The sequence below is a fragment of the Melghirimyces thermohalophilus genome, from assembly GCF_900102685.1.
GTDB classification, from domain to species: Bacteria; Bacillota; Bacilli; order Thermoactinomycetales; family DSM-45169; genus Melghirimyces; species Melghirimyces thermohalophilus.
This window is the reverse complement of the sequence record NZ_FMZA01000015.1, coordinates 66,318-91,812: the sequence shown is the minus strand read 5'-3', so window position 1 is coordinate 91,812 and position 25,495 is coordinate 66,318. Positions and strand designations below refer to the sequence as shown.

The window sequence follows — 25,495 nt, the reverse complement described above, 5'->3', positions numbered from 1 at the left end:
GGGGATCGCGCAACTGGAAAAAGCTTTACGATGAACGGACGAGCGTGGAACGATGTAACGGTCGATTAAAAGAAAACCTCACGACGAACGATCTTCATGTTTGCGGGATTTCGAAGGGAACCACCCACGTGTACCTGAATGCCATCGTTTTATTAGCGACCGCGCTGGCTGTTAAGAAAACCCAGGCTTCCAAAGAAGTAGCTTAAAAAGAGAATCTCCAAAATTCTGCCCGTATGCCCATATCACTTTAGTTTGCGAAAGTGAAAGACTGGTTTCCCTGAGTGTTATTCTGGTTTATTGAACCAGAAAGCCATTTTGCAAAAGGCTCAAATAAATGGAAGTCCGACTTTCTCACCTTATGATTTTTACCCAGGAACCCTTTATCCAGCGTTAAATATCGTTAAATACGTGACAAATGTGTCTTCCAGCTTAAGTCCTATTTTTACACTACTTCCATCCACCCTGAATCTTCTTCTTTTTCATCTCACGATTCACTTCATCGATGATCTGTTGGCCTCCATCGGAGAGGTATTTCTTGACGATTTGGTCCCAGTCGGATAAGGGGCGGTCGCCGGTGATCATCTCCGCCTGTCGATCCAACAACTCCCAGGTGATTTCTAAGCCTTTTTGCGCTTCGGTTTTGGAATAAACCTGATGGATCGGGTTGGTGTAATGTTGGGTCTGTTGATGCATTTTCTCCAACTGTTTCGCCAGTTCTTTGTAGGCTTCGTTCTGGTAGGTTTTCCAGTAGTGATTGGCTTCGTTGCTGGGGGCCCACATTTTGTTGTCCGGCATATAGTGATACGGAGCCAGCCCTTTGTCGGAATCGGTTACGATCGGGCGATCGTCGGCCATTTTGTAACCTTTGCCCTCGTATCCATATAACCAATCGAAAGCTTCATTCTCCGGCGTTCGCTCCTCCCATGGATAAAAACGGCGGCCGAAATCGATGATCTCCAAAATCTTGCGCACTTTGTCCGGCTCATCCTTCAACTCCGCCGACAGGGCGTTCATCATGTAGTAGCCGGAGCCCGCCGTGTAACCCCGGGAACCATCCGGTGCCTTAAAGGGTGGAATCGGGGCCAGCTCCGCTTCGGGATGGATTTTTTGCAGCGCCTCCATGTTGGCTTCCCTCATCTCCACCGGTCCCCGCACGATGATCCCCGCTTTGCCGGCATAAAACTCCCGGGCGTTGGCTTCATTGGGGTTGATCAGTACAAAATCCCGATTGATCGCTCCTTTTTTATACAGCTCCCTCATCATCCCGATCGTATCTTTCTGCTGCTCGGTGATCACCCCGGGAATCACTTGGTCGCGCTCGTTTTGGTGGTACCAGGCATTGGGATCCCAGTAGGCTCCGAAGTTGTAATGGGGCCACAAGTGTTCGGCCATCACCAGTCCGTAGGTATCATCCTTCCCATTGCCGTCAGGGTCCTCTTCGGTAAAGGCGAGGGCCACCTCTTTCAACTCTTCGTAGTTGGTGGGCATCTCCAAGCCGAGCTGGTCCAGCCAGTCTTTTCGGATCACCGGCGTATTCAAATAATGTTCGGGAAAATATTTGGGAATGGCATAAATCTTCCCGTCAACGGTCACCGCGTTCCACACTTCCTGGGGCACTTTTTTGAAAGTGGGATAGTCATCGATATACTCATTCAGCGGCAAAAAGGCTCCCTGTTCAGCCCATTCCACGTAATTGGACCGGTCCATCTGAGATTCAAATCCGATGATATCGGGGATATCCCCGGAGGCCATCCGTGTGGCCAACTTCTCTTTGTATTCCGTGTAGACCCCAAAATCTCTCTGGTAATCCACGTTGAACCGTTTATTGATCATCTCGATCCCTTTGCCGTCCTTAGGCGGGATGTCGGAGTATAAAAAATCGATGGAAGTGATCGTCATCCGTTGATCCGAGTCGGCTTGAGGCGCCTTGCAAGCCACCGCACCCGCAACCAGTCCAACTGTGACCGCTATCCCCAGGAGCTTGCGCCAAGGTTTCACCATAATCCCCTCCTTTTTCCAACTTTTTATCGGGCATCGCTCATTCCTTCACCGAGCCCAACATCACCCCTTTGACAAAATATTTTTGCAAAAAGGGATAGACGAGCAGGATCGGCAAAGTAGCCAGCAAAATCGCCGCCATCTGTACCGTTTCCGGCGGGGGTGGATTTTCCAGCATGCGTTGAGCTCCACCCAAAGCCGCATCGGGTTCGTCGACGATCACAATCTGGCGCAACACCACCTGCAAAGGCCATTTGGCCGGATCATTGATGTACAGGATGGCGTGAAAGTAACTGTTCCAATGCAACACCGCGTAAAAGAGGCTGAAGGCGGCGATAGCCGGTTTGGACAACGGAAGCATAATCCGGGAGAAAATCTGTAAATGGTTGGCTCCGTCGATGATGGCCGCTTCATGGAGCTCTTCGGGGATATGGAGGAAAAACTGCCGCATCACGATCAGATTGAAGGGATTGATGGCGATGGGTAAAATCAGGGACCACAGGCTATCGATCAAACCAGTCGCCTTGACAACCATGTAGGTGGGAATCATGCCGGCGTTAAAGAGCAGGGTGAAAACCACCAAAAAGAGCATCACTCTCTGTCCTCGGATCGGGCGGGACAGCCCGTAAGCCATCGTGGAGGTGAACAAAATATTGACCAGGGTGCCAATCACGGTGATGGTGACCGTCACTCCGAAGGAACGGATAAAGGCATCGGAGGACAAAATATATTGATAGGCATCGGTTACCCACTCCTTCGGCCACAGGAGAAGATCGCTTTGGATCACATCCTTCAGACTGGAGAAGGAGACAGCAAAAATGTAGACAAAGGGAAACACCATGGACAAAGCGATCAACATCAGAACCACTGTGTTTAAGCCACTCGCCAGCCGAGCGGACCTGCTAAGGTCTTTCATCCAATCCCTCCTTTCTAGTAGATGCCTCCTTCGCCAAATTTCCGCGCCAATCGATTGGCGATCACCACCAGGATCAGTCCGACCAACCCCTTAAACATCCCGACGGCGGTGGCAAAACTGATATCCCCTTGTTGAATCCCTTTGAAATAGACATAAGTGTCTAAAACATTCCCCTCATCCATGGTAAAGGGGTTTAACATCAGAAAGATCTGCTCAAATCCGGTATCCATCACATTGCCCAGCCGCAGGATCAAAAGGATAACGATCGTGCTGCGGATCGCCGGCAGGGTGATGTGCCAGATCTGTTGCAGCCGGCTGGCACCATCGATCACCGCCGCCTCGTACAGCTGGGGATTCACCCCGGCTAGCGCCGCCAAAATGATAATTGTTCCCCACCCGGATTCCTTCCAGATCACCTGAAATACGATCAGGGGCTTAAACCACTCAGGACGGGTCAAAAAGGGAATCGGCTCCATGCCGAACCAGGCCAGGAGGTGATTGACGATTCCATCACTTTTCAAAAAGACCACGAAAATCCCCACCACCACCACCCAGGAAAGGAAATGGGGCAGATAGACCAAGGATTGAATCAGCCGCTTATAGACAGCATGGCGCACTTCGTTGATCATGATCGCTAAAATGATCGGCAGAGGAAAGGCGAACAGGATCTGCAGAAAGGAGATTTCCAGGGTGTTGAGAATGACGCGGATCGCCTCCGGATCTTCGAACATCGTCTGAAAATGTTTCCACCCGACCCAGGGACTTTCCCAAAACCCGAGGAAAGGACTGTAATCCTGGAAGGACATGACCAGCCCCAGCATGGGAAGGTATTTGTAAACCAAAAAATACAACAAGCCGGGCACCAACAGCAGATAGAGGTACTTGTCCGTCTGCACCCCGCCGCCCCTGCGCAGGCGCGGCCTGATCCTGACAGGAGCCCACCTTTTTCGTCGGGTTACCGGTTTCGCATCCATCGCTCTCCTCCCTTCCCTTTACCTACCGGATGGCGATTGAACACCTGCAGACCGGCTCCGATACAGCCTGCCTTGGACCCCGATCGGCTGAGGGACAGCCGCTCGAGCGCTTCCTGTTGAATCGGCAGCGCCAGCGAACCGATCCGCCGGCGAATCTCCGCCAACAAAAAGGGATTGTGCTGGATCACGCTTCCGCCTAATACCAGCTGGTGGGGGTCCAACAGGGAGATCACCCCATACAACCCCCGGGCCCAGGCATCCATCACCGACTCCATGCGCCTTCCCGCCTTCGCCTCTCCCCTCCGATAAGCATCGATCACTTCCCGGGGCGAGCGATAGTCATCGGCGATGGCCGGTCCAGCCGCCACTTCTTCCAGGCGGTGCTCAGGCGAGAAAGGAACCAGACCGATCTCCCCAGCAAATCCGGTCCCTCGTAAGAGATGCCCTTGATGAATCGTGCAGCAGGCGATCCCGGTGCTGATAGTGAAATAGACGAAGGTTTCCTGACGGGATCCCCCCCGAATCATCCACTCCCCGTAAGCGGCCATACAGACATCGTTATCCAGGAGGACATCCGCGGGAAAGTGATCACGCAACCGGGCAGCCAGGGGGAAATCCCGCCAGGGGAGATTATTTTGTACCACGGCCACCCCCTTGTCCCGATCCACTTTCCCCGGCACCCCCACCCCGATACCGACAGGTGGCGGCATCCCATCTTCAGACCGGGGCCACACCTTACCAATGGCATCGACGATGCGCCGAAACATCTTTTCCCCATCCTCAGGCAGGCTGGCCATCTCCACAGCACAAAGATCATTCCCCTCCGGATCAACCAGGCAGCACGCCACCTTGGTCCCGCCGATATCCACGCCGACGGCTGTCTTCATCCAGTCACCTCCTCTCGCTCACTGCCACGCCCCTCTAAAACCCGGAAGGTCCGGCAGGCGATGACAAACAAAAGCAACGCCGGCAGACTCCCCCCGAGAAAGGGAACAAGCCCGGGAAGCCAAACAAACAAGGCGTAGCACAAAAGAGCTGCCCCAGCCAACAACACGGATTCCAGCGGACGGGCCAAGGTGATCAGCACCGATTGGATCATATACTGAAAGAAGCGAAGACGGACATGGACCACTAGCGGAAAGAGATACAAGAGAGAGACCCAACAGATAACAGAAATGGTGATCAAGATGGGGCGGATCCAATCCAAGCTTCCCTCCATCACCGCCAGCAGCCGAAAATCAAGGATCAATGCCGAAAACATCAGGGCATAAATCCCCATCATCCCGTTCAGCCGCCAAAACCCCTCCCGGTACGCCCGCCAAAAGGTGGAGAATATCGGAACCCCTTCCCCTTCCCGCAGCCACTTCCGAATCACCGTATAAAGCGCCGCTGTCGCGGGAAACAAGCCGAAAACGCCACCTCCCAACAGGGTGAATCCAAGCCAGAGAAGATTGAGCGTACATAGCCGGAACAGCCCATCTCCCACCTGTATCAACCGGCCAGCCCAGCCTCCGATTTCCATCCAATCCCTCCCGCTTCAGGATAACCAGCGGCGGAGATTCCGCCGGACAAACCCGTCGTCTGTTAAATGAGGGTAGTCCCGCATCACCCGTTCGATCTCCCCCTGTTGCCCAGGGGACAAGGTTTCATCGGCGTCGAGGCACCAACTTCCTTCCAGCAAACCCTGGCGGCGCAACACTTCATGGATCCCGGGGATGGAACCGCGAAAATGAAAGCGAGCATCAAATAGAGCCGCATTGGCATCTGTCAACTCCGTTCCCAGCCGGAAGAGATCCGCCGGAATCGATTCCCTGTCCCGCACCGCCTTGATTCGCTCTAACAGTTCCACCGCCTGGCGCGTCCAGACCGCCCACTGTCCCAGTAGTCCACCGACCATCCGTTTTTCCACCAGCTGTCCATCCACCTGAAACCGATAGACTGTCAGCAGATCGGCCACGATATGATCATCGTTTCCTGTATACAGGGCGATCTCCTCGCGACGGGAGGCCTGGGCGACAGCCCGAACCACATCCAAGGTGCGATAGCGGTCAAAGGGGGCAATTTTGATTGCTTGCAAGGAGGGCATCTCCGCCAACTGCCGCCAAAACGAATAGGAGAGTTCCCTTCCTCCCACAGCCGGCTGCAGATAAAAACCGAACAAGGGCAGCACCTCCCCCACCCGCTGCGCCCGTTTCAACAGCGCTTCCTCACTCCAATCAGACAAGCCGCCCATACTCAACAATCCCATGTGATAACCGTACTGGCGGGCTAACTCCGCTTCCTGGACCGCTTGAGCTGTATCACCGCAGATCCCGGCTACTAGCAAAAAGGGGCGCTTCGGATCCCTTCGCCGTACCTCCTCCGCTGCTAGGCGCAAAACCGGTTCCAGCAAGTTCCACTTGGGTTCGCGAATGGCAAACTGGGTGGTGTGCACCCCCACCGCCACTCCTCCGGCCCCACTGTCCAGATAATAGCGGGTCAAGGCCCGCTGTCTCCGTTCATTCAATTGACGGCGTCGGTCCACGGCCAAGGGATGGGCAGGAATCACCAGACCGTCATGGAGAGCGGCCTTCAGCTCCGGCGGTAACAGAGGGAGGTCAGCACTCAAAACACTCCCTCCCTCTCCTGGAAATGCGTCGGCCGGTCCAAGGTCACCCCGCCTGCCTCGATCCAGCGGACAGTCCAATCGATCATCTGCCGCAGGGATACCTTAGGGTAACCGAACAGGTGATGGGCACAGGAAGCGTTGGACAAGAGGGCGCGCGGCTCCTCCTCGTTGACAAACACCGGTTTTTTCCCTAATTTCCGCCCGAACTCTTCGGCGACCCACCGCACAGAGATGTTTTCCGGCCCGGTCACATTGAGGACCCGGGGTGGCGATTCACAGTGAAAAAGGGAACGAAGAGCCATTTCATTGGCATCCCCCTGCCAGATCACGTTGACATTTCCCATGCGAAGATCGATGGCCTCTTCCGCTTGCACCGCCTGGGCAATCTCCAACAAGACCCCGTATCGCAGATCGATCGCGTAGTTGAGCCGAAACAGGACCATGGGGATGCCGTGTTTACGGGAAAAATACTGAAACACCCGCTCTCTCCCTAGACAAGATTGGCCATATTCTCCGACAGGGTCTGCCGGCTGTTCCTCAGAAGCCCCTCCCCAAGCGAGGGGGAGCAGGGGATATACATTGCCTGTGGAAAAGGAGACGATGCGGGAGTTGCGATAATTCTCCGCCACCCTCCCCGGAAGATAGGCGTTCATCGCCCATGTCTGGTGCTCCTCACCGTAGGTGCCGAATTTCCGCCCAGCCATAAAGATGATGTTGTCCGCCTGGGGCAGCGCACGCAGTTGGTCTTCTTCCATCAGGTCGGCGGAGACGGTGTCTACGCCTTGGGCTTCCAGGTGTTGACGCAGCTTATCAGTGGAAAATCGGGAGACGCCGATCACCCGATTTTTCCGCCCGGCAGCTTGCAACGCATTTTTCGCCAGCTTGGCCAGCGTAGGCCCCATCTTTCCGCCCACTCCCAGGATCAACAGATCCCCTTTTAAGGAGGCCATCTCCTGTACCAGTTCCTCTGACGGCCGCGTCAGATGTTTTTCCAACTCCTCCACCGTGATCATAAAAATCCCCTCTTCCCTAACGAATCTAAATTCACCATCCCGCTTTTCTACTGCCAACCGGGCTTAATGTTTTTTTCCTTGATCTCCCGATTCACTTCTTTGATCATTTGGGCTCCGCCATCCTCCAGATACTTCTGAACCACCTGGTCCCAATCGGAGAGAGGGCGAGCTCCGGTGATCATTTTGGCTTGCTCGTTCAAAAGTTCATCGGTGATCTCCCTACCTTTGTTCACTTGGGTAGGAGAAAACACCTGATGGATCGGATTGAAGTAATGTTTGATCCCGGCATGCATCTCCTCGAGATCTTTCACCACCCTTTTCAAAGGAGGGTGCTTGTAGGTCTTGGAATACTGGTTTGCTTCATCGCTGGGGGCCCACATCTTGTTATCCAACAAGTAATGCCAGGGAGCCAAGCCCTCGGTACCAGAAGCGGGGATCGCTTGACCCTCCGCCATTTCGTACCCTTTGCCTTCATGGCCATAAAGCCAGTCATAATCCTTGTTTTTTGGATTCCGCTTTTCCACGGGATAAAATTGGCGGCCGAAATCGATTATCTCCAGAATGCGGCGCACCTTCCCCGGTTCATCGGCTAACTTCGCAGAGAGGGTATTGGCGGTGTAATAGCCAGAACCAGCGGTATAGCCCCGGGAGCCGTCCGGCGCCTCAAAGGGAGGAATCGCCGCCAATTCCGCCTCAGGGTCGATCTTGGTTAGTGCCTTCATGTAATCTTCCGACATGCCCCGGGGCGAGCCGATGAAAATTCCCGCTTTTCCCGCGTAAAACATCTTGGTGTTGGCCTCATTGGGCTTCAGCAGAATAAACTCCTTCTGAATGGCTCCCTCCTTATATAGGTCGGCCATGTGACGGATATTCTCTTTTCGGGCCTCAGAGATGACCCCCGGGATATACTGCCCTTTGTCGTTTTTGTGGTACCAGGCATCGGCATCCCAGTAGGTTCCGAAATGGTAGAAGGGATAGCCCTGCTCCCCCAAAACCAGCCCGTAGGTGTCATCCTTGCCGTTGCCATCGGGGTCCTCCTTGGCAAAGGCGATGGCCACTTTTTTCAACTCGTCATAGTTGGTCGGCATATCCAAATCCAACTTCTCCAGCCAATCTTTTCGAATAATCGGGGTATTCAAATAAGTTTGGGGGAAATAGCGCGGGATGGCATAGATTTTGCCGTCGACGGTGACCGAGTTCCAGACTTCCTGGGGAACTCGCTTCAGAGTGGGATAATCGTCGATGTATTCATTCAGGGGAAGGAAGGCCCCTTGCTTCGCCCATTGAAAATAATTGGCCTTATCCTCCTCCATGGTAAAACCCATCACATCGGGAATGTCTCCTGATGCCACCCGGGAGGTCAATTTTTCCCGATAATCGGTGTACACGCCAAACTCCCGCTGATAATCCACGTTAAACTTCTCTTCAATCATCTGGACGCCCCGACCCTCTTTTGGCGGAATGTTGGTATACAGAAAATCTAAAGAGGTGATGGTGTATCGCTCATCTCCGGAGTCGGCCTGGTCGGCATCCTGTCCCGAACAAGCCGCCAATCCTCCCGCTAGACAGACCACCACCAGCAACAGCCACATTTTTTTCAAGATGGACCCCTCCCCCAATCATCGTCCACTGAAATTTCAGTCTTATCGGTGACCTTTTTTCAAAAAAGAGGAGCTGGTTCGGGCTCCAATATCAGCGAAAACCCTGCGGGCAGGCTGACGCGATCCGGGAATACAGCACCGCTTTTCCCATTCCCGAATGAGTGCTCGGATGGAAGCCGTCAAAGCCGAGGCGCTCTGCCTCCAGTTCCTCAATCTGGGGAATTTTCCCGTCGCAGTAAGCGATGAGACGTTGTCCGGCGCTGTCCAGCCGGGCCAACACCCCGCCGTACCGAATGTCTAACACTTCCCAACCGAAAGCTTTGTATGTGGTCATCCATTGCTCCCGATGCGCCTGTCGCAGCTGGTTCACCTCACCGGCCAACTCCGGGAGGTCCTCCTGGGCCATTCGCAACAATTCCTCCTGGTCCCTCCGATCGTAGGCCGCTTTGATCCGGAGGCTGAGGTCGCACTTTCGGGCCAGCACCGCGCTCAGCCGGACCGGCACCTCAAACAACCCCCGCCATTTCCCCGCTTTGCGAAGGTGCTCTTTCAATTGCAGATGTAATTTTTCATAATGCTCCCGAACCCGACTCCCTTCCACATGGCGGTCAAACAGGCCGATCAAAGGATCTTGCCACAACAGGAACTTGGAGGGGTTGTCCGGGGTTAATCCCGAGGAGTCCGCCCCTGGCGGGGTGTCAAAACTGCCCAGACTCCAAAAGGCGTCAAAATCCCCACCTGTACAGAAGGAAAACCGCTTTTTCAGCTTCTCCATACTTGGCTTTTCCTCATAGCCGTGTTCGGCGAAGAGCTGCAGCCCCAACAAACCGTTCAACATATTGGTCTCCGCCCCGTCATCTCCCCAGAAGGTGGCGAAGACCTCCCGCACCCCCTTCTCTTTACATGCGGACAGGGCGGCATGGGTGGTGGCGAAGGTTTTTTCGTAATGGACCGCGGGACCGGCCCAAGTCCAAACCCCGCCGGCAAAAACGGGCATGGAGCCGAAGGAGAGGTGCTTATCGATAAACTGTCGATAAAAAGTAGGATCGGAGTGGTAGTAATCCCAGTACACAAACTGAACGCCGGCGGGGATCTCTTTACGTGCCCCGTCAGGAATCTCCGCATCCAGATCGTAATAGCTGTGATCTTTGGAACCCATGCGGAACATCATGTCGGACCAGATCATGGGGCGAAGTCCGTAGCGATCGGTGATATCGACCACCTGTTTCAAATGGGCGGCCATGATATCGAAGGGGGAATGATATCCGTACTTGTCCAAATACTGTCCTCGACCGAGACCGAAAGCTTCGTCCATCCCAATATGGATTCGTCGGCTCCGGAAACATCGGCTGACGGAAGCGATCAAGCGATCGAGAAATTGATACGTTTCCTGGGAGCGGGCCAACAACACATCCTCGGTATCCCGCAGCCCTTTGGCCCGATCCCATTTCAGGAAAGAAGCCAAATGGGCCAAGGTCTGGATGCAGGGGATCATTTCAATCCCGAACAGGGAAGCGTACCCGTCCAGCCGGGTTAACTCTTCCGACGTATAGCGACCGCGCATATAACCGAAGTAAGGCTCCCCCTCCACGGTGTATGTATCTTCGGTATACAACATCAACATGTTGAGACCCATCAGAGCCATCATCCGGATCACCCGTCGCAGGGTCTCCGGTTGAAATACCGCATTGCGGGAACAATCGAACATGGCTCCATTTCGGTCAAATCGGGGTTCTTCCTCCACATGGGCGGGCGAGCGACCTGCCCACAACATCTCCAACAACAAACCCAATCCCCGAAAAAAATGAACGGGACGCTGATACTGAATCCGGCAACCCTTTTCCTCCACTTGCACCTGCAGGGGGCCTGCCTCTACTTGTTCCACTTGCACCGGGATCCCCGAAGGATCCACGGCGAAGGGCAACTCCTTTTCCAGCTCTTTCAACCCCGCCTCCAGGCCAGCCAGATCCCCCATCAAGGATAGTTTCATGTGTCATCCCCCTCGTTGGTCCCGTAATAGGCCAGCACCTTTTCTACTGCCCGCGCAATATCCAACATGGCCTCTTCATCCGCCAGCAGGGCGGCCTGCCCCAGCCAGAAAGCTTCCCGCTCCGCCATCCGCTCCGCTACCGGACAAGCATCCGTCCGCTCTTTCCCAGTCCAGTCCCGGATCGATCGCAGCACCTCCCGATGGCAGTTAAGCGTAACGTAACCTGGAGATAGAGGGATTCCCTCCGCCTGAACAGCTTGCAGGAGCTCTTCCTTTTTGGCCCGGGTGGCCGATATCCGGAACAGATACAGATGGCGAGCATGCCGAGTCACCCGCGGATCGCTTTTTACCAGCTTCACTCCCGGAATTTTTCCGAGGAGACGATTCAGCAACTGCGCGTTTTGTTCCCTCGTCGCCAGCTGTTCCTTCAGCCGATCCATCTGGGCCAACAACACCGCCGCCTGCCATTCCGTCATGCGCAAGTTCCAGCCGATCCGTTCATGCTGATACCAGGCCCCCTGTCTCACCCGGCCCACATTGGCGTAAGACCAAGCCAGATCTGCCAACTCCTCATCATCAGTCAGGATCATGCCTCCTTCGCCGGCCGTCAGGTTTTTTCCAGATTGGAAGCTGAAGGTGCCCAGATCGCCGATCGCCCCGACCCCGGTTCCCTCCCAACAGGTACCCACGGCCTGAGCGGCGTCCTCGATCAGCCGCAGCTGATGCTTAGCAGCGATCGCTTTTAACCGGGTCATATCCGCCGCCGCCCCGCCCAGGTGAACAGGAAGAATCGCTTTGGTTCGTGGTGTGATCAGCGCTTCTACCTGTTCGGGATCGATTTGCAGGGTCTCTTCTTCCACATCAGCAAAGACCGGGATCGCACCAAACAACAAGGCGGCCGATGCCGTCGCGATAAAGGTGTAGGCGGGCATGATCACCTCATCCCCGGCCTGAACCCCCGCCGCCTTCAAGGCGACGGTGATCGCAAGGGTTCCGTTCACCGTGGAAATGGCATAACGGGCCTGTTGAAGGGCGGCAAAACGGGCCTCCAACAGCTCCAATTTCGAGCGACCGCCTGGAGTGCGAATCCGACCGGATCCTCCCCACTTCCCGGAATGAACCACCTCCTGCAACAACGCTTCTTCCTCTTTTCCCCAAACCGGCCACTGGGGAAAGGGCTGAGTCCGAATCGGATTGCCACCGTGGATCGCCAGCTTCTCCATCCTGCTCCCTCCTTCAGGCCGCAGCTATTATCCTTCAACCCCCGAGGGTGTACGAGCTCCCCAGGCAACATCGATCAGTAGACATCGTTACCTGAAGGGTACGAACCGACGGAGGTGTAGAAGCCGGCCACCTTTCGGATCCCGCGGATCACATCTTCTGCATCTTCCTCGGTAAAAAACTCGCTCACCGGCAGACGGATGGCCGTTTCCAGAATGTGCTCCGCCACCGGACAGAGTCCACCGGGATACGCCCTGCCAGAGAGATCAAAGGGGAAATCACTGTTCAGATACGCTTGCCGTTTTTGAAACATCGGCTGCTGATAAACCACCTGGGGGATGTATCCGGGGTGATTGGGGATCCCCTCCTCCCGAAGCGCCTCGGAGAATTGCTCCCGGGAGCAGTTGAGCCGGGATTGATCCAGCCGGAACATATAAAACCAGTAGGACGACCAGCCCCCGTCACATAGTCGAGGCGGAAGGATGCCCGGCAGATCGCGGATACCCTCAGTGATCCGTTCTCCGTAACGGTGGCGCTGTCGAACGATGTCGGGCAGCTTTTTCAGCTGGGCGATTCCCACCGCTCCCTGCAATTCCGTCATCCGGTAGTTAGGGGCCAGGTAGTCCAGGTCACGGAACACTTCCCCCTGCCACCGCTGATAATTTTTATCCGCAAAAGCGTGAACCATGCGATATTCCTCTTCGTTTCCCGAGTTGACAGTGACGATGCCGCCATCGCCCGTACTGATATGCTTAAAATCATTGGTGCTGAAACAGCCATAATCCCCGATGGTCCCCACCAGTCGCCCCTTGTATCGAGCCAGATAACTTTGGGCACAATCCTCAATCACTTTCAGCCCATGCCGCCTGGCAATAGCCATGATCGGATCCATATCTGCCGGACTGCCGGCGAGATGAACCACCAGAATTGCTTTCGTTTTCGGGGTGATCCGGTCGGCCACCGATTGTGGATCCAGGTTGTAGGTGCGAGGATCCAGGTCGGCAAAGACGGGGATCCCGTTCTGATATAAGATGCCGATCAAGGTGCCCTGATCGGTAATCGGACTGGTGATCACCTCATCTCCCACGCTGACACCGGCAGCCCCAAGGGCGACATGGATCGCCGCCGTACCGGAGGAAGTGGCTACGCTCCGCTGAATACCATACAGTTCGTTAAAACGTTTAAGAAAGGTGGTCACTTTATTGCCGGTATGGTAAAACAGCGTATTTTGCTCCAGGGCTTCCCGCAGCTCTTTCAACTCCTCCGTCCCGAACCGCCGTCCCGTTCCGAAGGATTTGGTCTTCACCTTCTCTCCCCCGTGAATGGCCAGGGTTTCTCCCTTCATCCTCCGTCCTCCTTTCCTTTTCCCGAGCGGGCAGGTACCTCTTCTCCCCTCACGATCTGCAAGGGCCACTTCCTGCATGGGACGCCGTAACGGGTAACCACCTGTCCCTCGTCGGCCTCCGCCCCTTCAGGAAGGGGAACCATCACCACCCCGCCCAGCAGAGGCGGTCCGGTCACCGCTGGACGCCCATCGTCGTCCAATCCGGTGATGCTCAGCCGGCGGCGTCCCCGTTCCCAGCGGTCGATCGCTTTCCCCGTCCAGAAGCGGAACCCCCGTCTTTTTGCCTCCTGAACCACTTGGCGGAAGGCACGTCGCACCCCCTCCTCCCGATGGAGATGGATCGGGTGGAACAGGAAATGAGCCACTCCCCGCACCTTCTCCACCCCTTCCAGAAAGGGGTGAAGAACACTGGTGTCAGCGATCCGCCCCAGGTTGAGATCCTGGGTGAGAAATCCGATCTCCAGCACATTGTAAAGACGGTTTTCTTCGTCAGCACTGGCGATGGGAAAATAGGGTTGGCAGGTGCCGAACAAAAACCCGATATTCCCTTTTTTGCTGGGCCCTCGTGTCTGATCCGACCGAATCCCATTTTTCTCACACCATCGGAACAATTCGCCCCATCCTTGAAACCGGGTGTAATGATTTTTATTGGAAACCATCATTTGACCGGTGACCTGTCTCAGCCGCTGGAGTTGATCGGCGAAGGCCGTCTCCCCCCATACACCGCCATCTCCGTCATAGGCGTTATAGTGAAAGGCCAGCTCGTGTTCCTCCCTTTGTATGCGGGCATAGACCCGATCACTGTAGCCGGGCTCCATCACACACCAGGTGGCAGGTATCCCGCATTCCGCTAGCAGATCCAAGGTGGTGTCTGCCGATGCGTCCAAGTTCCAGTCACTGTCTAAAGAAATCATCGCTATCTGAGAAAGACCATCGGGCCACCGATCGATAAAAGGAAGCGTCCACCCCCGCTCACCGACACAGTGAAACAGGGAACGAAGAAAAGTTTCCCGCCATCGATCCCCATAGGGATGAGGGAAATAACGTTCTCCGGTCGCTGTTTGCGCCCGATCCCATTCCCAGTCCAGCGCAAAGCCGTCGTCTGCTTTTAAAATCCCATCGTCCAGGTTGGCGGAACCGTCGGGGGCCGGGGAACCGTCATAAGTTACCGGTGCTGTCCCCTGTTGCAGGCTGACCACCGTTTCCGGAATGTTGACCGCCCATCGGGTGACTCCGCCCCTGCCGAGAGCAAAGCGAGTGATCAGTGGACCTTGAGGAGGCGCTCCGGGAGCACCGGCAGCGACCGAACCCATCTCTGTCACAAGCAACCTCTTCCCAGCGGCAGCCTTCCATGGGATACCCCTTAGAAAGCGAAGAGGGGGAACACCCGGATGGGGAACACGGGCATAACCGGGTCCTATCGCCGGCAGAGCCTCCGCCCCCAATCGGCGGGCCCAATCGGTATTTCCGCCGAAGAGGACCACTTCCGATCCGGTTTCCGCCGCTCGGAGGAGCAGTTCGGGGTCCGTATCCTCTGTGATCGACGCAATCAACACCTCCGGGAGCGGGCCCTCCCTCAGGTTGGATCGGTCCAGCCACGTGAAGGTGAGCCCCCCATGAGCGAGGATCTCACCGATATAGCGGATAAAGAGGTTCTCCCCTCGTTTCCAAGCGCGTTTCGCCGCCTTTAGATCCATGTATATCCCAATTCGAGCCGCTTTCACGCTAAACTCCCCCGTCCGGGTCGGCTCCTTTTCCCCCTCGCCGCAAGTGAAACGGTCCTCCCCGTTTCCCGGCTCTCATTGGCCGCCTCCATAAACTGGATGATTTCCCGCGTCTCCTCCGCATCCACTGGGGCGATGCGCGTTTGGAACAGCTTCATCACTTGTTCCAGAAGACTGGCATAAAAAGGCTTGGCGGCGTGGGACACATCTGCATGAGAGGAACCCTCAGCCCGATGAACCACCGCACCGAACTCCCTATTTCCCTGCCGGTTTCCCCGGTAGGTGCCGATCCGGCCATCAGACCACTCTCCGACGATGACATCCTGTTGGCTGTTGCTGTAAGCGGTCACTCGCTCACACCCCCGTCCCAGAACGGCATACATCATTTCCACCCCGTGAATGCCGTACCAGAACAGCCCCGGTTGGGTCTCCTCCAGATTCATCGGCCCGTAACAATCCACGCCAAAGATCTCTCCCTCTTCCAGCACCTCGACAAGTGGCTCCGCATAGCGAAGGGCGGAGGTGCTCAACAGCGGAACACCGTGTTCCTGTGCGGTTTCTAATATGTGGTCCGCATCCTGTGACGAGACAGCTAGGGGCTTATCGATAAAGACCGGACGGCCATAGGGTGCCACCTTTTCAAATTGTTCGCGATGAATGCGTCCGTCAACCGAGGTGAGCAGGATGCCATCCACCGCTGCGGCTACCTCTTCACATCCCGCCGCCATTTGAATTCCGAAGGACTCCTTCAGTTCCTGGGTGATGCCCTCGACACGGGAGCGGCTTAAGGCGAAATCCGACGATCCGCCGGGATAAGCGACAACAACCTTTCCACCGGGCACATGAAAATTTGCCCGAGGATCGTTTAACAGCCGCGTAAATGCGGTACAGTGGGATGTGTCCAATCCGATCATCCCGATTTTCATGAGGGGGACGACCTCCTTCGCTTTTCCACTTCTCGCTTGTATTATCATTTATTTACAACTATTATAGACATGTATAGATTATTGAGACAAGTCTGTTAATTGTCTTTAAATCGAGGAGGATGGAGATGGTCGTTTCCACAAGTGAAACCGGCATCGCCATCACGGTGGCAGGGCCGGCGCCCCTGGTGGCGCAAACAGAGGAAGCATTAAAGTATTTCCCGTCCTTTTCACCCACTTATCTTCCCTGTCCTGGTGAAGACAACTTTTGGAGGCAGATGGAAAAGGCGATCGACGGAGCGGAAGTCCTGCTCTTTCCTGAGTACCGCAGTTACAAACTGGCAAAGGACCGGTTGGATCTTTCTGTTCCCGCCCATTATGTGCCGTTGATGGGCACCGGCTTGTACCGGTCCATCTTCCGCCTGAAAAACGTTCATCTCCGCCGCAAATTCTCGGTGGATTCTATCTCTGAGGCTTATGTCAATCAGATCCTGCACGAACTGGGAGAAAACCCGTCGGATTTTCTCTTTTACCCCGGCACGGCCACTTCACCGCTTGAGGAGATTGCAGATTTTCACCGCACCCACTTCCTCCGGGATCCGGAGGTGATGGCGGTGACCGGCATCCATGCCGTCATGGAGATGCTGCGAAAGGAAGGGATCCCTTGCGAATGGGTGACCCCGACGCAGCAAGACTTGATCGTCGCTCTGGAACGAGCGCTCTTATCGACGGAAACCCGCCGAAACAAAGAGTCGCAAATTGTGGTGGGGATCGTCCAGATCGATGACCACCGCCAAGCCCGCGACGGCTTGATCACTGAACTTGATCTCCAACGATGGGATTTAGACATGCAACGGAAACTGTTGGAGTATGTCAAACAGCTGGACGGCCATTTGACCCGTTCCGGGCGGAGGGAATACCTCTTTTTTACCACCCGGGGCATCTTTGAACGGGAAACCCGGGGCTACAAATATATTCCCTTATTGGATAAGACCCGCCGTTCCTTGGGGATCACCCTCAGCATCGGAATCGGTTTCGGTCGCTCGGCGACCGATGCCGGTTCCCACGCTCGGCTGGCCCTGCGTCAGTCCATCGACGCCGGAGGCCACCTCTGCTTCATTGTCCGGGAAGACCGAAGTGTGATCGGCCCCGTAGAGACCGCCCACCCCATGATCTACGATCTGTCGGTAACTGATGGCGAATTGCTGCAGGAAGCGGAGAAAGCGGGAATGTCAGCCGTTTATATGAGCCGCCTGGCCGCCCGCATCATCCGCCACGGCAAAACCGAGTACACCGCGCAGGAACTTGCCTCCATCCTTGGGGTGACCGTTCGCAGCGCTCATCGCATTTTATTGCAGTGGATCGATGCGGGATTGGTGGAAATTGCCGGGGAAGAGAAGATTGCTACCAAGGGTCGTCCCCGCCAGATTTATCGCCTCATTTTTGTCAAGGAACAGTTGAAAAAACGCAACCTTCTCCCCACCCTGTGACTTCCAGCTAAGATCCCTTCGGCCACCTTGCGCTACATCCACGCTATCCGGGACAAACCGTGTACCGCCACACTCCCGTACCCGTGGGATACAAATCCCGCCAAAGTCTCACGATGTGCCCACAGGGCACAGGTCTCGCCAGGTCACTTACGTTCCCGGTCTCGCTATGCCATCCGACATCGATGCCTGACAATGCCCTGCTGCGGGCGTCTAGGTAAGTGCTCCATCAGACCTCCCGCTGGAACATCGCCACCCGATCCGGATCCACCTCGCATCCGATTCCGGGACCTTCAGGCAGCCGTACCTCCCCACCTTTTCGCAGCTCAGGTCCGACGGTCAGTGGATCCTCTTTGAGGAAAAAGGGGCCGTTCAGATCAACGGGGGTGGCGATCTCTAAATAATTGAACAAATGGGCACTGGCGGCCAATCCCAGTCCCGATTCCGTCAACCCGCCCCCTAACAGGTCCAGTCCGGCTTCCCGAGCGATCTCCCCGCTTCGTTTCGCCCGATCCAGCCCTCCCATCTTGGTGCATTTGATCACCACGGTGTCACAAGCCTCCAACTGCAGGGCATGAATCACATCCCGGGGGGACCAGATGCTCTCGTCGAGAGCGATGGCGAGATCCAGTTTGCGGCGAAGTTGGGCATGACCGGTCCAATCGTTGGCGGCAAGAGGCTGTTCAAACACATCCACCCCGAGCTGCTCCATGCGACGGCCCAATCGGACCGCCTGGGACAAGGTGTAGGCCTGATTGGCATCGACTCGGAAAAACAATCCCGGAGCGGTGGCCTTCACAGCTTCTAAAATTTCAATATCTTTGCTGGGGTCCAATCCGATTTTCACATCGATCCCTCGGTACCCTTCCTCCCGAGCCTGCCCCGCCATGGCTGCCGCCTGTTCCGGGTCTGGAGTGCTGATCAGATAGGAAAGGGATATCTTTTCGGAAAAAGGGGCCATCCACAATTGGGAAAGGCACTTTTGGCTCCTGCGGCCGTTTAAATCGTTGAGGGCGGTATCGACGGCCGCTTTGGCAATCGGCTGTCCGACACCGATTCCTCCTTTGATCTCCCCATCCAACAACCGGTGAACCCTCCGCAAATCCTCCGGATCGACACCGATCAGCTGTGGAGCAAGGTAACGGCGAAGGGTGGTAACCACGGATTCCAAGGTCTCGTAACTCCAGCGGGGACTGGGCCGGGCTTCCCCCCAGCCTTCTACACCCTCTTCATCGGTGACCCGCAGATAAATATGGGGAGCGCCCACCTCCTTTTCTCCCACTTGGCCACCGGAAATGGAGAAACTCCGTTTCATGGGAAGAAGCATCGGAAAAACATCGACACGGGCAATTGGCAAAGAAACACCCCTTTTCTTTTACCGGATATATCTCCAGTCCCATTGTAAGGGGGAGACGGCGTCTCAAAAAGGAGATTTAACGTGAAGCTTTAGGTTCCCAGCATTTCCCGACTATTAAAAGACTGGTAAAAGGCTTGTCTACCCATGGAAGAATCGTTACCCTTTAATCAAAATAGTCAGAATTTAGTTAAAGGAGTGACTGGATGAAAAGCGCTCTCCTCTTGTTTATGCTGGTTGCGGTCAGCGTCGCACTGACGACGGTTCTGCCGGCCCGAGCAGATCCCGATGGGGAACACAAAAAGACCCGCGGCACCTTCTACACACCGGAAAAGGTGGCCAACGCTCGCCAAAATGTGGACAGATACGATTGGGCCAAAGAGATGCGGGATAGCGCCGTCCAGGACGCGGAACATTATCTCCAATATGGGGTCGGTCGCCTGTGGAGCATGGTGACTCCACAAAGCCTTCCCCGCAGTTTCGCCGTCAATCTGGAGTTAGGGTCGCCGATTACGGGCAAAGAATTTAACGAAAAGTACGGATACCGCGGTTGGAAAGCAGACCCTCTCAAGGATCCCTGGAAACTGACCGATCCCAGCAGCGGCTACAAATTTCCCACCAACGATTTTGCCTCCTATTACAAAAGCGGCTTAAATGAACACGGCATCTTCGATCCTGAGAAGGCAGACAAAAAATATCTGGTCAATGAGCTGTATCCGGAAAAGGGAAAATATTGGGGAGTGGACGACGGAAGGGGATGGGTGGACGAAAAGGGGAACCGCTGGACCTTTGTAGCCTATTACAACCACTGGCACGTCTGGCACGGGGGCGTGGTGGATGGAGCGGTTCGCGCTTTTCGCGACGCATACCTGTACACGGGAGAGCTGAAGTATGCCCGCGCCGGCACGATCCTGTTGGACCGGATCGCTGATGTCTATCCGGAAATGAATCTGGAGCCATACCAAGAACAAGATGGCTTCCTCAACTCTCACGGGGGCACCGGCAAGGGAAAAATTCGCGGAAGCATCTGGGAAGCGACTGCGTCTATCCACTATCTGTCCGCTTATGACGCCTTTTTTCCGGCAATGGAAAAGGCGGATATCGTCCCCTTCCTCAGGGAAAAGTCGCAGCAATATCAGATGGACAATCCGAAGAACAGTGTTTCCGCTATCCGGAAAAATATAGAGGACGGTCTTCTCCGCCAGATTTTCCCCGCAGTCAAAAAAGCACAGATCCGCGGTAACTTCGGTATGCACCAGCAAACCTTGGCCATGGCTGCGGTGGTGTTGGACGAACCGCGCACATCGCAGAAATGGATCGACTGGATTTTTCAACCCGGTGAACTTCGCGACCACCCCGATTGGCATCTGACCGGCGGCGATGTGATGGCCACACTGGTCAATCAAGTGGACCGGGACGGCTTTGGAGATGAGCCCTCCACCCAATACAACAGTTACTGGCTGACGCAAATTCAGGGCGTCGCCGACATCCTAGAAGGGTATGACCAGTATCCCGCAGCGGATCTGTACCGCAACGTCAAGTTCCGGAAAATGTTTGACACCCGATACCCCTTGGTGATGGGCAATCGCTACACTCCCCGGATCGGCGATTCCTACCTCACCGGAGACCCTGGCATCACCGGAACTGTCGAGGAACATGTGGCAGCCTTTCAACGGTACGGACAACCGGTCCACGCTCAGATGGCCTATCTCCTCAACGGCAATACGACCGCCGGTCTACACGGCGATATTTTCGAGGAAAATTCACAGCAAGTTGCAGACGACATCCGCCAGGTGATCGAAGAGAAGGGCCCTTTAAATCTGAGGGCGACCCACCTTGCCGGCTTCGGATTTGCCGCCCTCCGTGACAGCGGAAATCCAGCGAAGGGGCGAGCGACAGTCTATCCCTTTTCTTCGTTGCAACAGAGGGAAGCCACCGCCGAAATCACCCAACATCGGGGGCCGATCCATCTGGAGACCGACGAATCGGCTAAGCGCATCCCCGAAGCCTTTGATATCCCTGACGACTATTATGGCGTGACTGGTGCGATTCAACTGGAAGCCACCGAGGAAGGGAATCGAGTCTCTTTCCGATTTCAGGTGCCCCGAACCGACCGCTACCGAGTTGAGCTCTTGCCCCTGTTATCCAGCGCCTACGGCCGGTATGAAGTGCAGATCGACGGAGAAAAAGTCGGTCTGTACGACTTTTACGGGATGGACCCATCTGGCTATAAAAAGCTGACGCAGAAACGGCTAGAAGCGGGAAAACACCGTCTCACCCTAATCAACCGGGGAAAGAATCCCAAGGCCACCGGATATAAACTGGGGCTGCGGGCTCTCCGCCTGCAACCGGCCCCGACAGCGGACGTCTCCCCAGCATCCTCCCACCGGGGACTATGGATGTATTACGGCCGCAACCTAGTAGACCGTCACGGTCATAAAGATACGCTCAATATCGGCTTTCATGCCTACGGTCTCAACCTAAGCCCGGACTTGGGCTACCCGGACAACTTCAAAAACCGGATGGAATGGGTCAGCAATACGGTCAGTCACAACACCGTAGTTGTCGATAAAGAAAAACAGCAGGATTCACTTACCGGCATTCCCCACCATTTTGACCAGGCCTCCCGGGTGCAGCTGATCGATGTAGAAGCACCTTTCGTCTATCCCCAAACCGAAGAGTATCGGCGCACCACGGCCATGATTCAGATCGATGAGGACCGCTCTTACGCGGTAGACTTTTTTCGGATCAAAGGGGGAGAGGACCACCACTTCAGCTTCCACGCAGGGGAGGGGACAGTCGCTACAGAAGGGTTACAGCTGGTGAAACAACCGAAGGGGACCTATGCTGGAGAAGATGTGGACTACGGTGAAAGAGAACCGGAGCAACCCGAGGGTTGGGAGTACGCAGGAAGCGGCTTTCATTATCTGGCCAATGTGGAACGGGACCGACGGCCCGACAAACCCTTCAGTATCGATTGGAAAGTCCGGGATACCTGGTCGGTTCTACCTGAAAAACAAAACACCCATCTGCGCCTTACCATGCTGAACGAGGTCGACGATGTGGCCTTGGCTGACGGTATCCCGCCCCGCCTCCCAGGCAACCCGGAACGGCTCCGCTATCTAATCGCTCACCGAAAAGGGAACGATCTGGAGAGCCAATTCGTCTCCGTCATCGAACCCTACCGGGAGCAACGGATGATCCGATCGATTACGCCAATCCATTTAACCGCAGACGGGAAAAAGGTGAACCACCATCGCGCTTACGCCCTGAAAGTAACATTAAAAAACGGTCGGATCGACATCATCGTCAACTCACTGGACCCCGACACAGTATACACAGTCGACGGAAGACTCCGTTTTCAAGGCTTTTTCGGGGTTTACTCCGAGAAAGATGGCCGTCCTGTATACGCCTATCTAAACGACGGGAAGCAATTGGCGCCGCCGGGAAAACCTTTGCTAAAACATCCCCAAGGCCATCTGAGCGGAAAAATTGTGGACTTCACCAAGGGGTTGCAGCTGGACAACGAAGTCACCGTCCAGATGGAAGGAAACTTAAAGAAGGCAGAGTCGTTGATCGGGCGGACGCTGTTTGTGCAAAACGATGATCAGCAAAACGGCGCCTACCCGATCAAAGGGGTGAAGCACTTGCGGGGCAACCAGTACCGCCTGGAAATCGGAGAAGCCACGCTCATCCGAAAGTACAAAGACCCCCATAACCCGAAGAAAGGGTTTATTTACAACATTGCCAAAAATCAGAGGTGGAAAATTCCCCTGTCAGCGGAATGGTGGGCCCGTTGAAATGAGAAACCCCGGTTTTCACCGGGGTTTTTCGTTCCGTTTTATGAGAGAGCATCAGCCAGGGCTCCCAAAACGACTCCGGAAAGATAAGCGAGGATCCACCACATCCATCGATCACTCCAGTTTGAAGCACTTTTTTTCAGTGTTTCCTGGCTGACCGAGATTATACAGCTGGATCACCCTCACATGCGATAAAACTGATTGAGATCCTCGATTCCGAGAAAATTGTTGAAACCATCGGCGATGGCCAACTCGTTTTCCAGGGGATTGATCACACGGGTGTAATAGTGGGCGGCTTCCTCTTCCATCCCTTGATGAACCATCTCCCGGTACGTGCGGTAGCTATCCCCAAGCAGTCGAAAATTTTGATTGAAATCCTCTTCCGACAGAAGCGGGAGTCGCTGGTCCTCCGCATCGGACCAAAAGGTGCGATATCGATCAAGATATGCTTCGTATGTGGAAAAATCAGGTGGCATCCCAGTCATCCTTTGATTAGAGTTGGTTATAGTTTGACAAGTGGAGTGACGGTTTATGCAAGAGGGGCCAATCGGAAGCTCCAATGATGACCTCGGCTGGTTGTTACCGTTAACCGCATGGAAACAGGATCCGGTTTTAAAAAAACGGCTCCCTCCTCCCACCGGGTCACGGCTACGGACAAGCGGGAGTTGACCGCCTCCCCCGCCGGGATGCGAAGGTCCGAGACAGGCTGACCCAGCTTTCGATCGTGACAGGGAATCTTTAGTTGAAGCCTGCCTGGAAAGAGTAGCAGTGATACTTCCTCCAAGTGGATCGCAGTCCTGGAAGAATTGATCCAGCGAAGGTCCAGTTCCATATGAAGTACATGGGCCGACGAACGGAAAGGGACCGTCGTCAACCTTCCCTTACCCTCATCGGCCCATGCATAGTGTCGTATCTGCCGGGAAATCAGATCCATTCGGATCCGTTCCCGTCGCTGAATCGCTTCTTTCACCAGGTTGAGAAAAACCCCGGTCACCCCGCCAACCCATGCTGTGACCAGAATGGCCCACCATTCTCCGCCCATTTGACGACTCTCCCTGTTTCGTTTTCTGTTTCAATTTATGCGAAAGCCGCCTTTACTGTGATCAGCGGGCGCTAGCTGATGCGGCCCGGTTGGTTCGTATTTCATCCAGAATCCCTTCCGCGATCAACCGGTAGCCCCGGTCATTGGGATGAATCTGATCGGACAACCAATCGCCCTTACTGGCACGAAGTCGGTTGTCCACATCTACTACATAAGTGGAGGGATATTGATAAGCCACCTTTTTTAAGCCGATATTCCAACGAAGGAGCAGCTGATTGGAAATCCGGTAATAAACCTCTTCGGGAGAAATTGGATTATACAGGGAAGTGATCAGAATCGGTGCATCTTTGTTTACGGATCGGATGTGGGATAATATGCTGGACAAATTTTGTCGGTAGGTTTCATGAACCCGATCAAACTCCGACAGCAATTGCAGAGGATTGCCATCCCGCAATACCTCCTTTAAGAGATCGTTGCCGCCGATCGTCAAGGAGATCAGATCCGCCTTTTCAATATCCTGCTGCACCTTCTCCTTTTGAATATAATGGCGCAGTTTGCCCGATGTTTGGCCCACCACGCCTCTATTTATCAAATCCAAGGGGATTTCTTCTTTCCCCAGCCCTTTGACGACCAAAGAACTGTAACCGTGGGGTCCCGTTTTTTCCGATCCGAAACCTTGAGCGACGGAGTCACCCAGCACCAAATAGTTTAGATGTGGTTGTTCTTGTGATGCCTGCTTCAGCTTGGCAAAAATATTCTCTTTGGAAACCATGATCGCTTCCGGAGGTTTGTCCTGAAGCGGAATCACAGGATACAACTGCGCTCCCATCCATAACAGGGAGAGGCTGATCACAAGCAAAATCCATTTTTTCAAGTCAACCCCTCCTTCAGTAAATATATTAAGGCAAAGTTTTCTTTTTTTTATTCATTCTTAGCATACCAACCCATCATTACCGAGAGTTATCATGCAAATAACAGACAGATCACCTTTTTGTTACAAAAAAAGACAAAAAAACAGTGCCTGTTGGCACTGTTTTTTTGTCTGATGTAGGGGTACAGGAAAGCAAACTGTAAGCCGAGTTCTGTCCTCCTGGTGGTTGGACGGCGTTTGTCGTGACGCCTCCCACCCTTGGAGTGGCAATCATCTGTCTAGGCGATGCATTGCTGCATCGCTCAAGCGACCAACCCGGGATCACTGCGGGCCACAGCTCGCGCTCTAGGCGCGGATCCCATTTATGGTCTTGCTCCGGGTGGGGTTTACCTAGCCAGCATGTCTCCATGCTGCTGGTGCGCTCTTACCGCACCGTTGCATCCTTGCCTGTGGAACGATCTGTTCCCATCGGCGGTCTCCATTTCTGTGGCACTATCCTTAGGGTCGCCCCCACCGGCTGTTAGCCGGCACCCTGCCCTGTGGAGCTCGGACTTTCCTCCCGTGGGACCTTACGGTACACCACCGGCGATTGCCTCGTTTACTTTCCTAAACAAGCGACGTATTCAAT

The 25,495-nt window shown here is 54.8% G+C and carries 19 protein-coding genes, 1 other RNA gene and 1 pseudogene; 3 read left to right on the top strand and 18 right to left on the bottom strand.

Annotated elements, in window-relative coordinates:
* Positions 1 to 206, top strand: a pseudogene (locus BLP91_RS16950) (transposase); the annotation flags it as partial.
* Positions 207 to 447: 241 nt separating this feature from the next.
* Here BLP91_RS16950 and BLP91_RS11865 read toward each other — a convergent pair.
* From BLP91_RS11865 to BLP91_RS11805, 13 genes are all read right to left on the bottom strand, one after another.
* Positions 448 to 1,998, bottom strand: coding sequence for an extracellular solute-binding protein (locus BLP91_RS11865; protein ID WP_176757956.1), 1,551 nt, complete (start codon positions 1,996 to 1,998; stop codon positions 448 to 450).
* A gap of 40 nt (positions 1,999 to 2,038) precedes the next feature.
* Positions 2,039 to 2,914, bottom strand: coding sequence for a carbohydrate ABC transporter permease (locus BLP91_RS11860; RefSeq protein ID WP_091571297.1), 876 nt, complete (start codon positions 2,912 to 2,914; stop codon positions 2,039 to 2,041).
* A gap of 14 nt (positions 2,915 to 2,928) precedes the next feature.
* Entirely contained in the window at positions 2,929 to 3,888 is a 960-nt protein-coding gene (locus BLP91_RS11855; protein ID WP_091571294.1) for an ABC transporter permease, read from the bottom strand.
* Positions 3,870 to 4,775, bottom strand: a complete 906-nt coding sequence (locus BLP91_RS11850; RefSeq protein WP_091571291.1) for an ROK family protein — start codon at positions 4,773 to 4,775, stop codon at positions 3,870 to 3,872. Before BLP91_RS11850 ends, BLP91_RS11855 begins: the two co-directional genes overlap by 19 nt.
* Positions 4,772 to 5,410, bottom strand: coding sequence for a YesL family protein (locus tag BLP91_RS11845; RefSeq protein ID WP_091571289.1), 639 nt, complete (start codon positions 5,408 to 5,410; stop codon positions 4,772 to 4,774). The genes BLP91_RS11850 and BLP91_RS11845 overlap by 4 nt, the downstream gene beginning before the upstream one ends.
* 15 nt (positions 5,411 to 5,425) lie before the next feature.
* The gene (locus BLP91_RS11840) at positions 5,426 to 6,496 is read right to left on the bottom strand and encodes a dihydrodipicolinate synthase family protein (protein WP_091571287.1); all 1,071 of its coding nucleotides are present in this window, start codon (positions 6,494 to 6,496) and stop codon (positions 5,426 to 5,428) included.
* Positions 6,493 to 7,509 (bottom strand): NAD-dependent epimerase/dehydratase family protein, encoded by a 1,017-nt coding sequence (locus BLP91_RS11835; protein WP_091571284.1) that lies wholly within the window; start codon positions 7,507 to 7,509, stop codon positions 6,493 to 6,495. The genes BLP91_RS11840 and BLP91_RS11835 overlap by 4 nt, the downstream gene beginning before the upstream one ends.
* Before the next feature lie 47 nt (positions 7,510 to 7,556).
* The gene (locus BLP91_RS11830; RefSeq protein ID WP_091571323.1) at positions 7,557 to 9,101 is read right to left on the bottom strand and encodes an extracellular solute-binding protein; all 1,545 of its coding nucleotides are present in this window, start codon (positions 9,099 to 9,101) and stop codon (positions 7,557 to 7,559) included.
* A gap of 100 nt (positions 9,102 to 9,201) precedes the next feature.
* A complete protein-coding gene (locus BLP91_RS11825; RefSeq protein ID WP_091571282.1) occupies positions 9,202 to 11,100 on the bottom strand; it encodes a beta-N-acetylhexosaminidase in 1,899 nt (632 codons plus the stop codon).
* Positions 11,097 to 12,323, bottom strand: coding sequence for a DegT/DnrJ/EryC1/StrS family aminotransferase (locus BLP91_RS11820; RefSeq protein ID WP_091571279.1), 1,227 nt, complete (start codon positions 12,321 to 12,323; stop codon positions 11,097 to 11,099). The genes BLP91_RS11825 and BLP91_RS11820 overlap by 4 nt, the downstream gene beginning before the upstream one ends.
* A 74-nt stretch (positions 12,324 to 12,397) precedes the next feature.
* Entirely contained in the window at positions 12,398 to 13,666 is a 1,269-nt protein-coding gene (locus BLP91_RS11815) for a DegT/DnrJ/EryC1/StrS family aminotransferase (protein ID WP_091571276.1), read from the bottom strand.
* Entirely contained in the window at positions 13,663 to 15,390 is a 1,728-nt protein-coding gene (locus BLP91_RS11810) for a polysaccharide deacetylase family protein (protein WP_176757955.1), read from the bottom strand. Before BLP91_RS11810 ends, BLP91_RS11815 begins: the two co-directional genes overlap by 4 nt.
* Complete coding sequence (locus BLP91_RS11805; protein WP_245662252.1) at positions 15,387 to 16,316, bottom strand: Gfo/Idh/MocA family protein; 930 nt, start codon at positions 16,314 to 16,316, stop codon at positions 15,387 to 15,389. Before BLP91_RS11805 ends, BLP91_RS11810 begins: the two co-directional genes overlap by 4 nt.
* Before the next feature lie 125 nt (positions 16,317 to 16,441).
* On the opposite strand from BLP91_RS11805, the gene BLP91_RS11800 reads away from it, so the two are divergent.
* Positions 16,442 to 17,803 carry a helix-turn-helix domain-containing protein gene (locus BLP91_RS11800; protein ID WP_245662251.1) on the top strand — a complete coding sequence of 454 codons (1,362 nt, stop codon included), beginning with the start codon at positions 16,442 to 16,444 and terminating at the stop codon, positions 17,801 to 17,803.
* Between the two features lie 226 nt (positions 17,804 to 18,029).
* Here BLP91_RS11800 and BLP91_RS11795 read toward each other — a convergent pair whose 3' ends face one another.
* Positions 18,030 to 19,157, bottom strand: coding sequence for a mandelate racemase/muconate lactonizing enzyme family protein (locus tag BLP91_RS11795; RefSeq protein ID WP_245662250.1), 1,128 nt, complete (start codon positions 19,155 to 19,157; stop codon positions 18,030 to 18,032).
* Between the two features lie 203 nt (positions 19,158 to 19,360).
* Between BLP91_RS11795 and BLP91_RS11790 the strand changes: the two genes are divergently transcribed.
* Positions 19,361 to 22,954 carry a heparinase II/III domain-containing protein gene (locus BLP91_RS11790; protein ID WP_091571271.1) on the top strand — a complete coding sequence of 1,198 codons (3,594 nt, stop codon included), beginning with the start codon at positions 19,361 to 19,363 and terminating at the stop codon, positions 22,952 to 22,954.
* Positions 22,955 to 23,136: 182 nt separating this feature from the next.
* Here BLP91_RS11790 and BLP91_RS11785 read toward each other — a convergent pair whose 3' ends face one another.
* From BLP91_RS11785 to rnpB, 4 genes are all read right to left on the bottom strand, one after another.
* Positions 23,137 to 23,430 (bottom strand): hypothetical protein, encoded by a 294-nt coding sequence (locus tag BLP91_RS11785; RefSeq protein WP_091571269.1) that lies wholly within the window; start codon positions 23,428 to 23,430, stop codon positions 23,137 to 23,139.
* Between the two features lie 53 nt (positions 23,431 to 23,483).
* Entirely contained in the window at positions 23,484 to 23,996 is a 513-nt protein-coding gene (locus tag BLP91_RS11780) for a hypothetical protein (protein ID WP_091571266.1), read from the bottom strand.
* Positions 23,997 to 24,057: 61 nt separating this feature from the next.
* Positions 24,058 to 24,870 (bottom strand): GDSL-type esterase/lipase family protein, encoded by an 813-nt coding sequence (locus tag BLP91_RS11775; protein ID WP_091571264.1) that lies wholly within the window; start codon positions 24,868 to 24,870, stop codon positions 24,058 to 24,060.
* 181 nt (positions 24,871 to 25,051) lie between these two features.
* Positions 25,052 to 25,473: RNase P RNA component class A (gene rnpB, locus BLP91_RS11770), an RNA gene on the bottom strand.
* Positions 25,474 to 25,495: the final 22 nt, after the last annotated feature.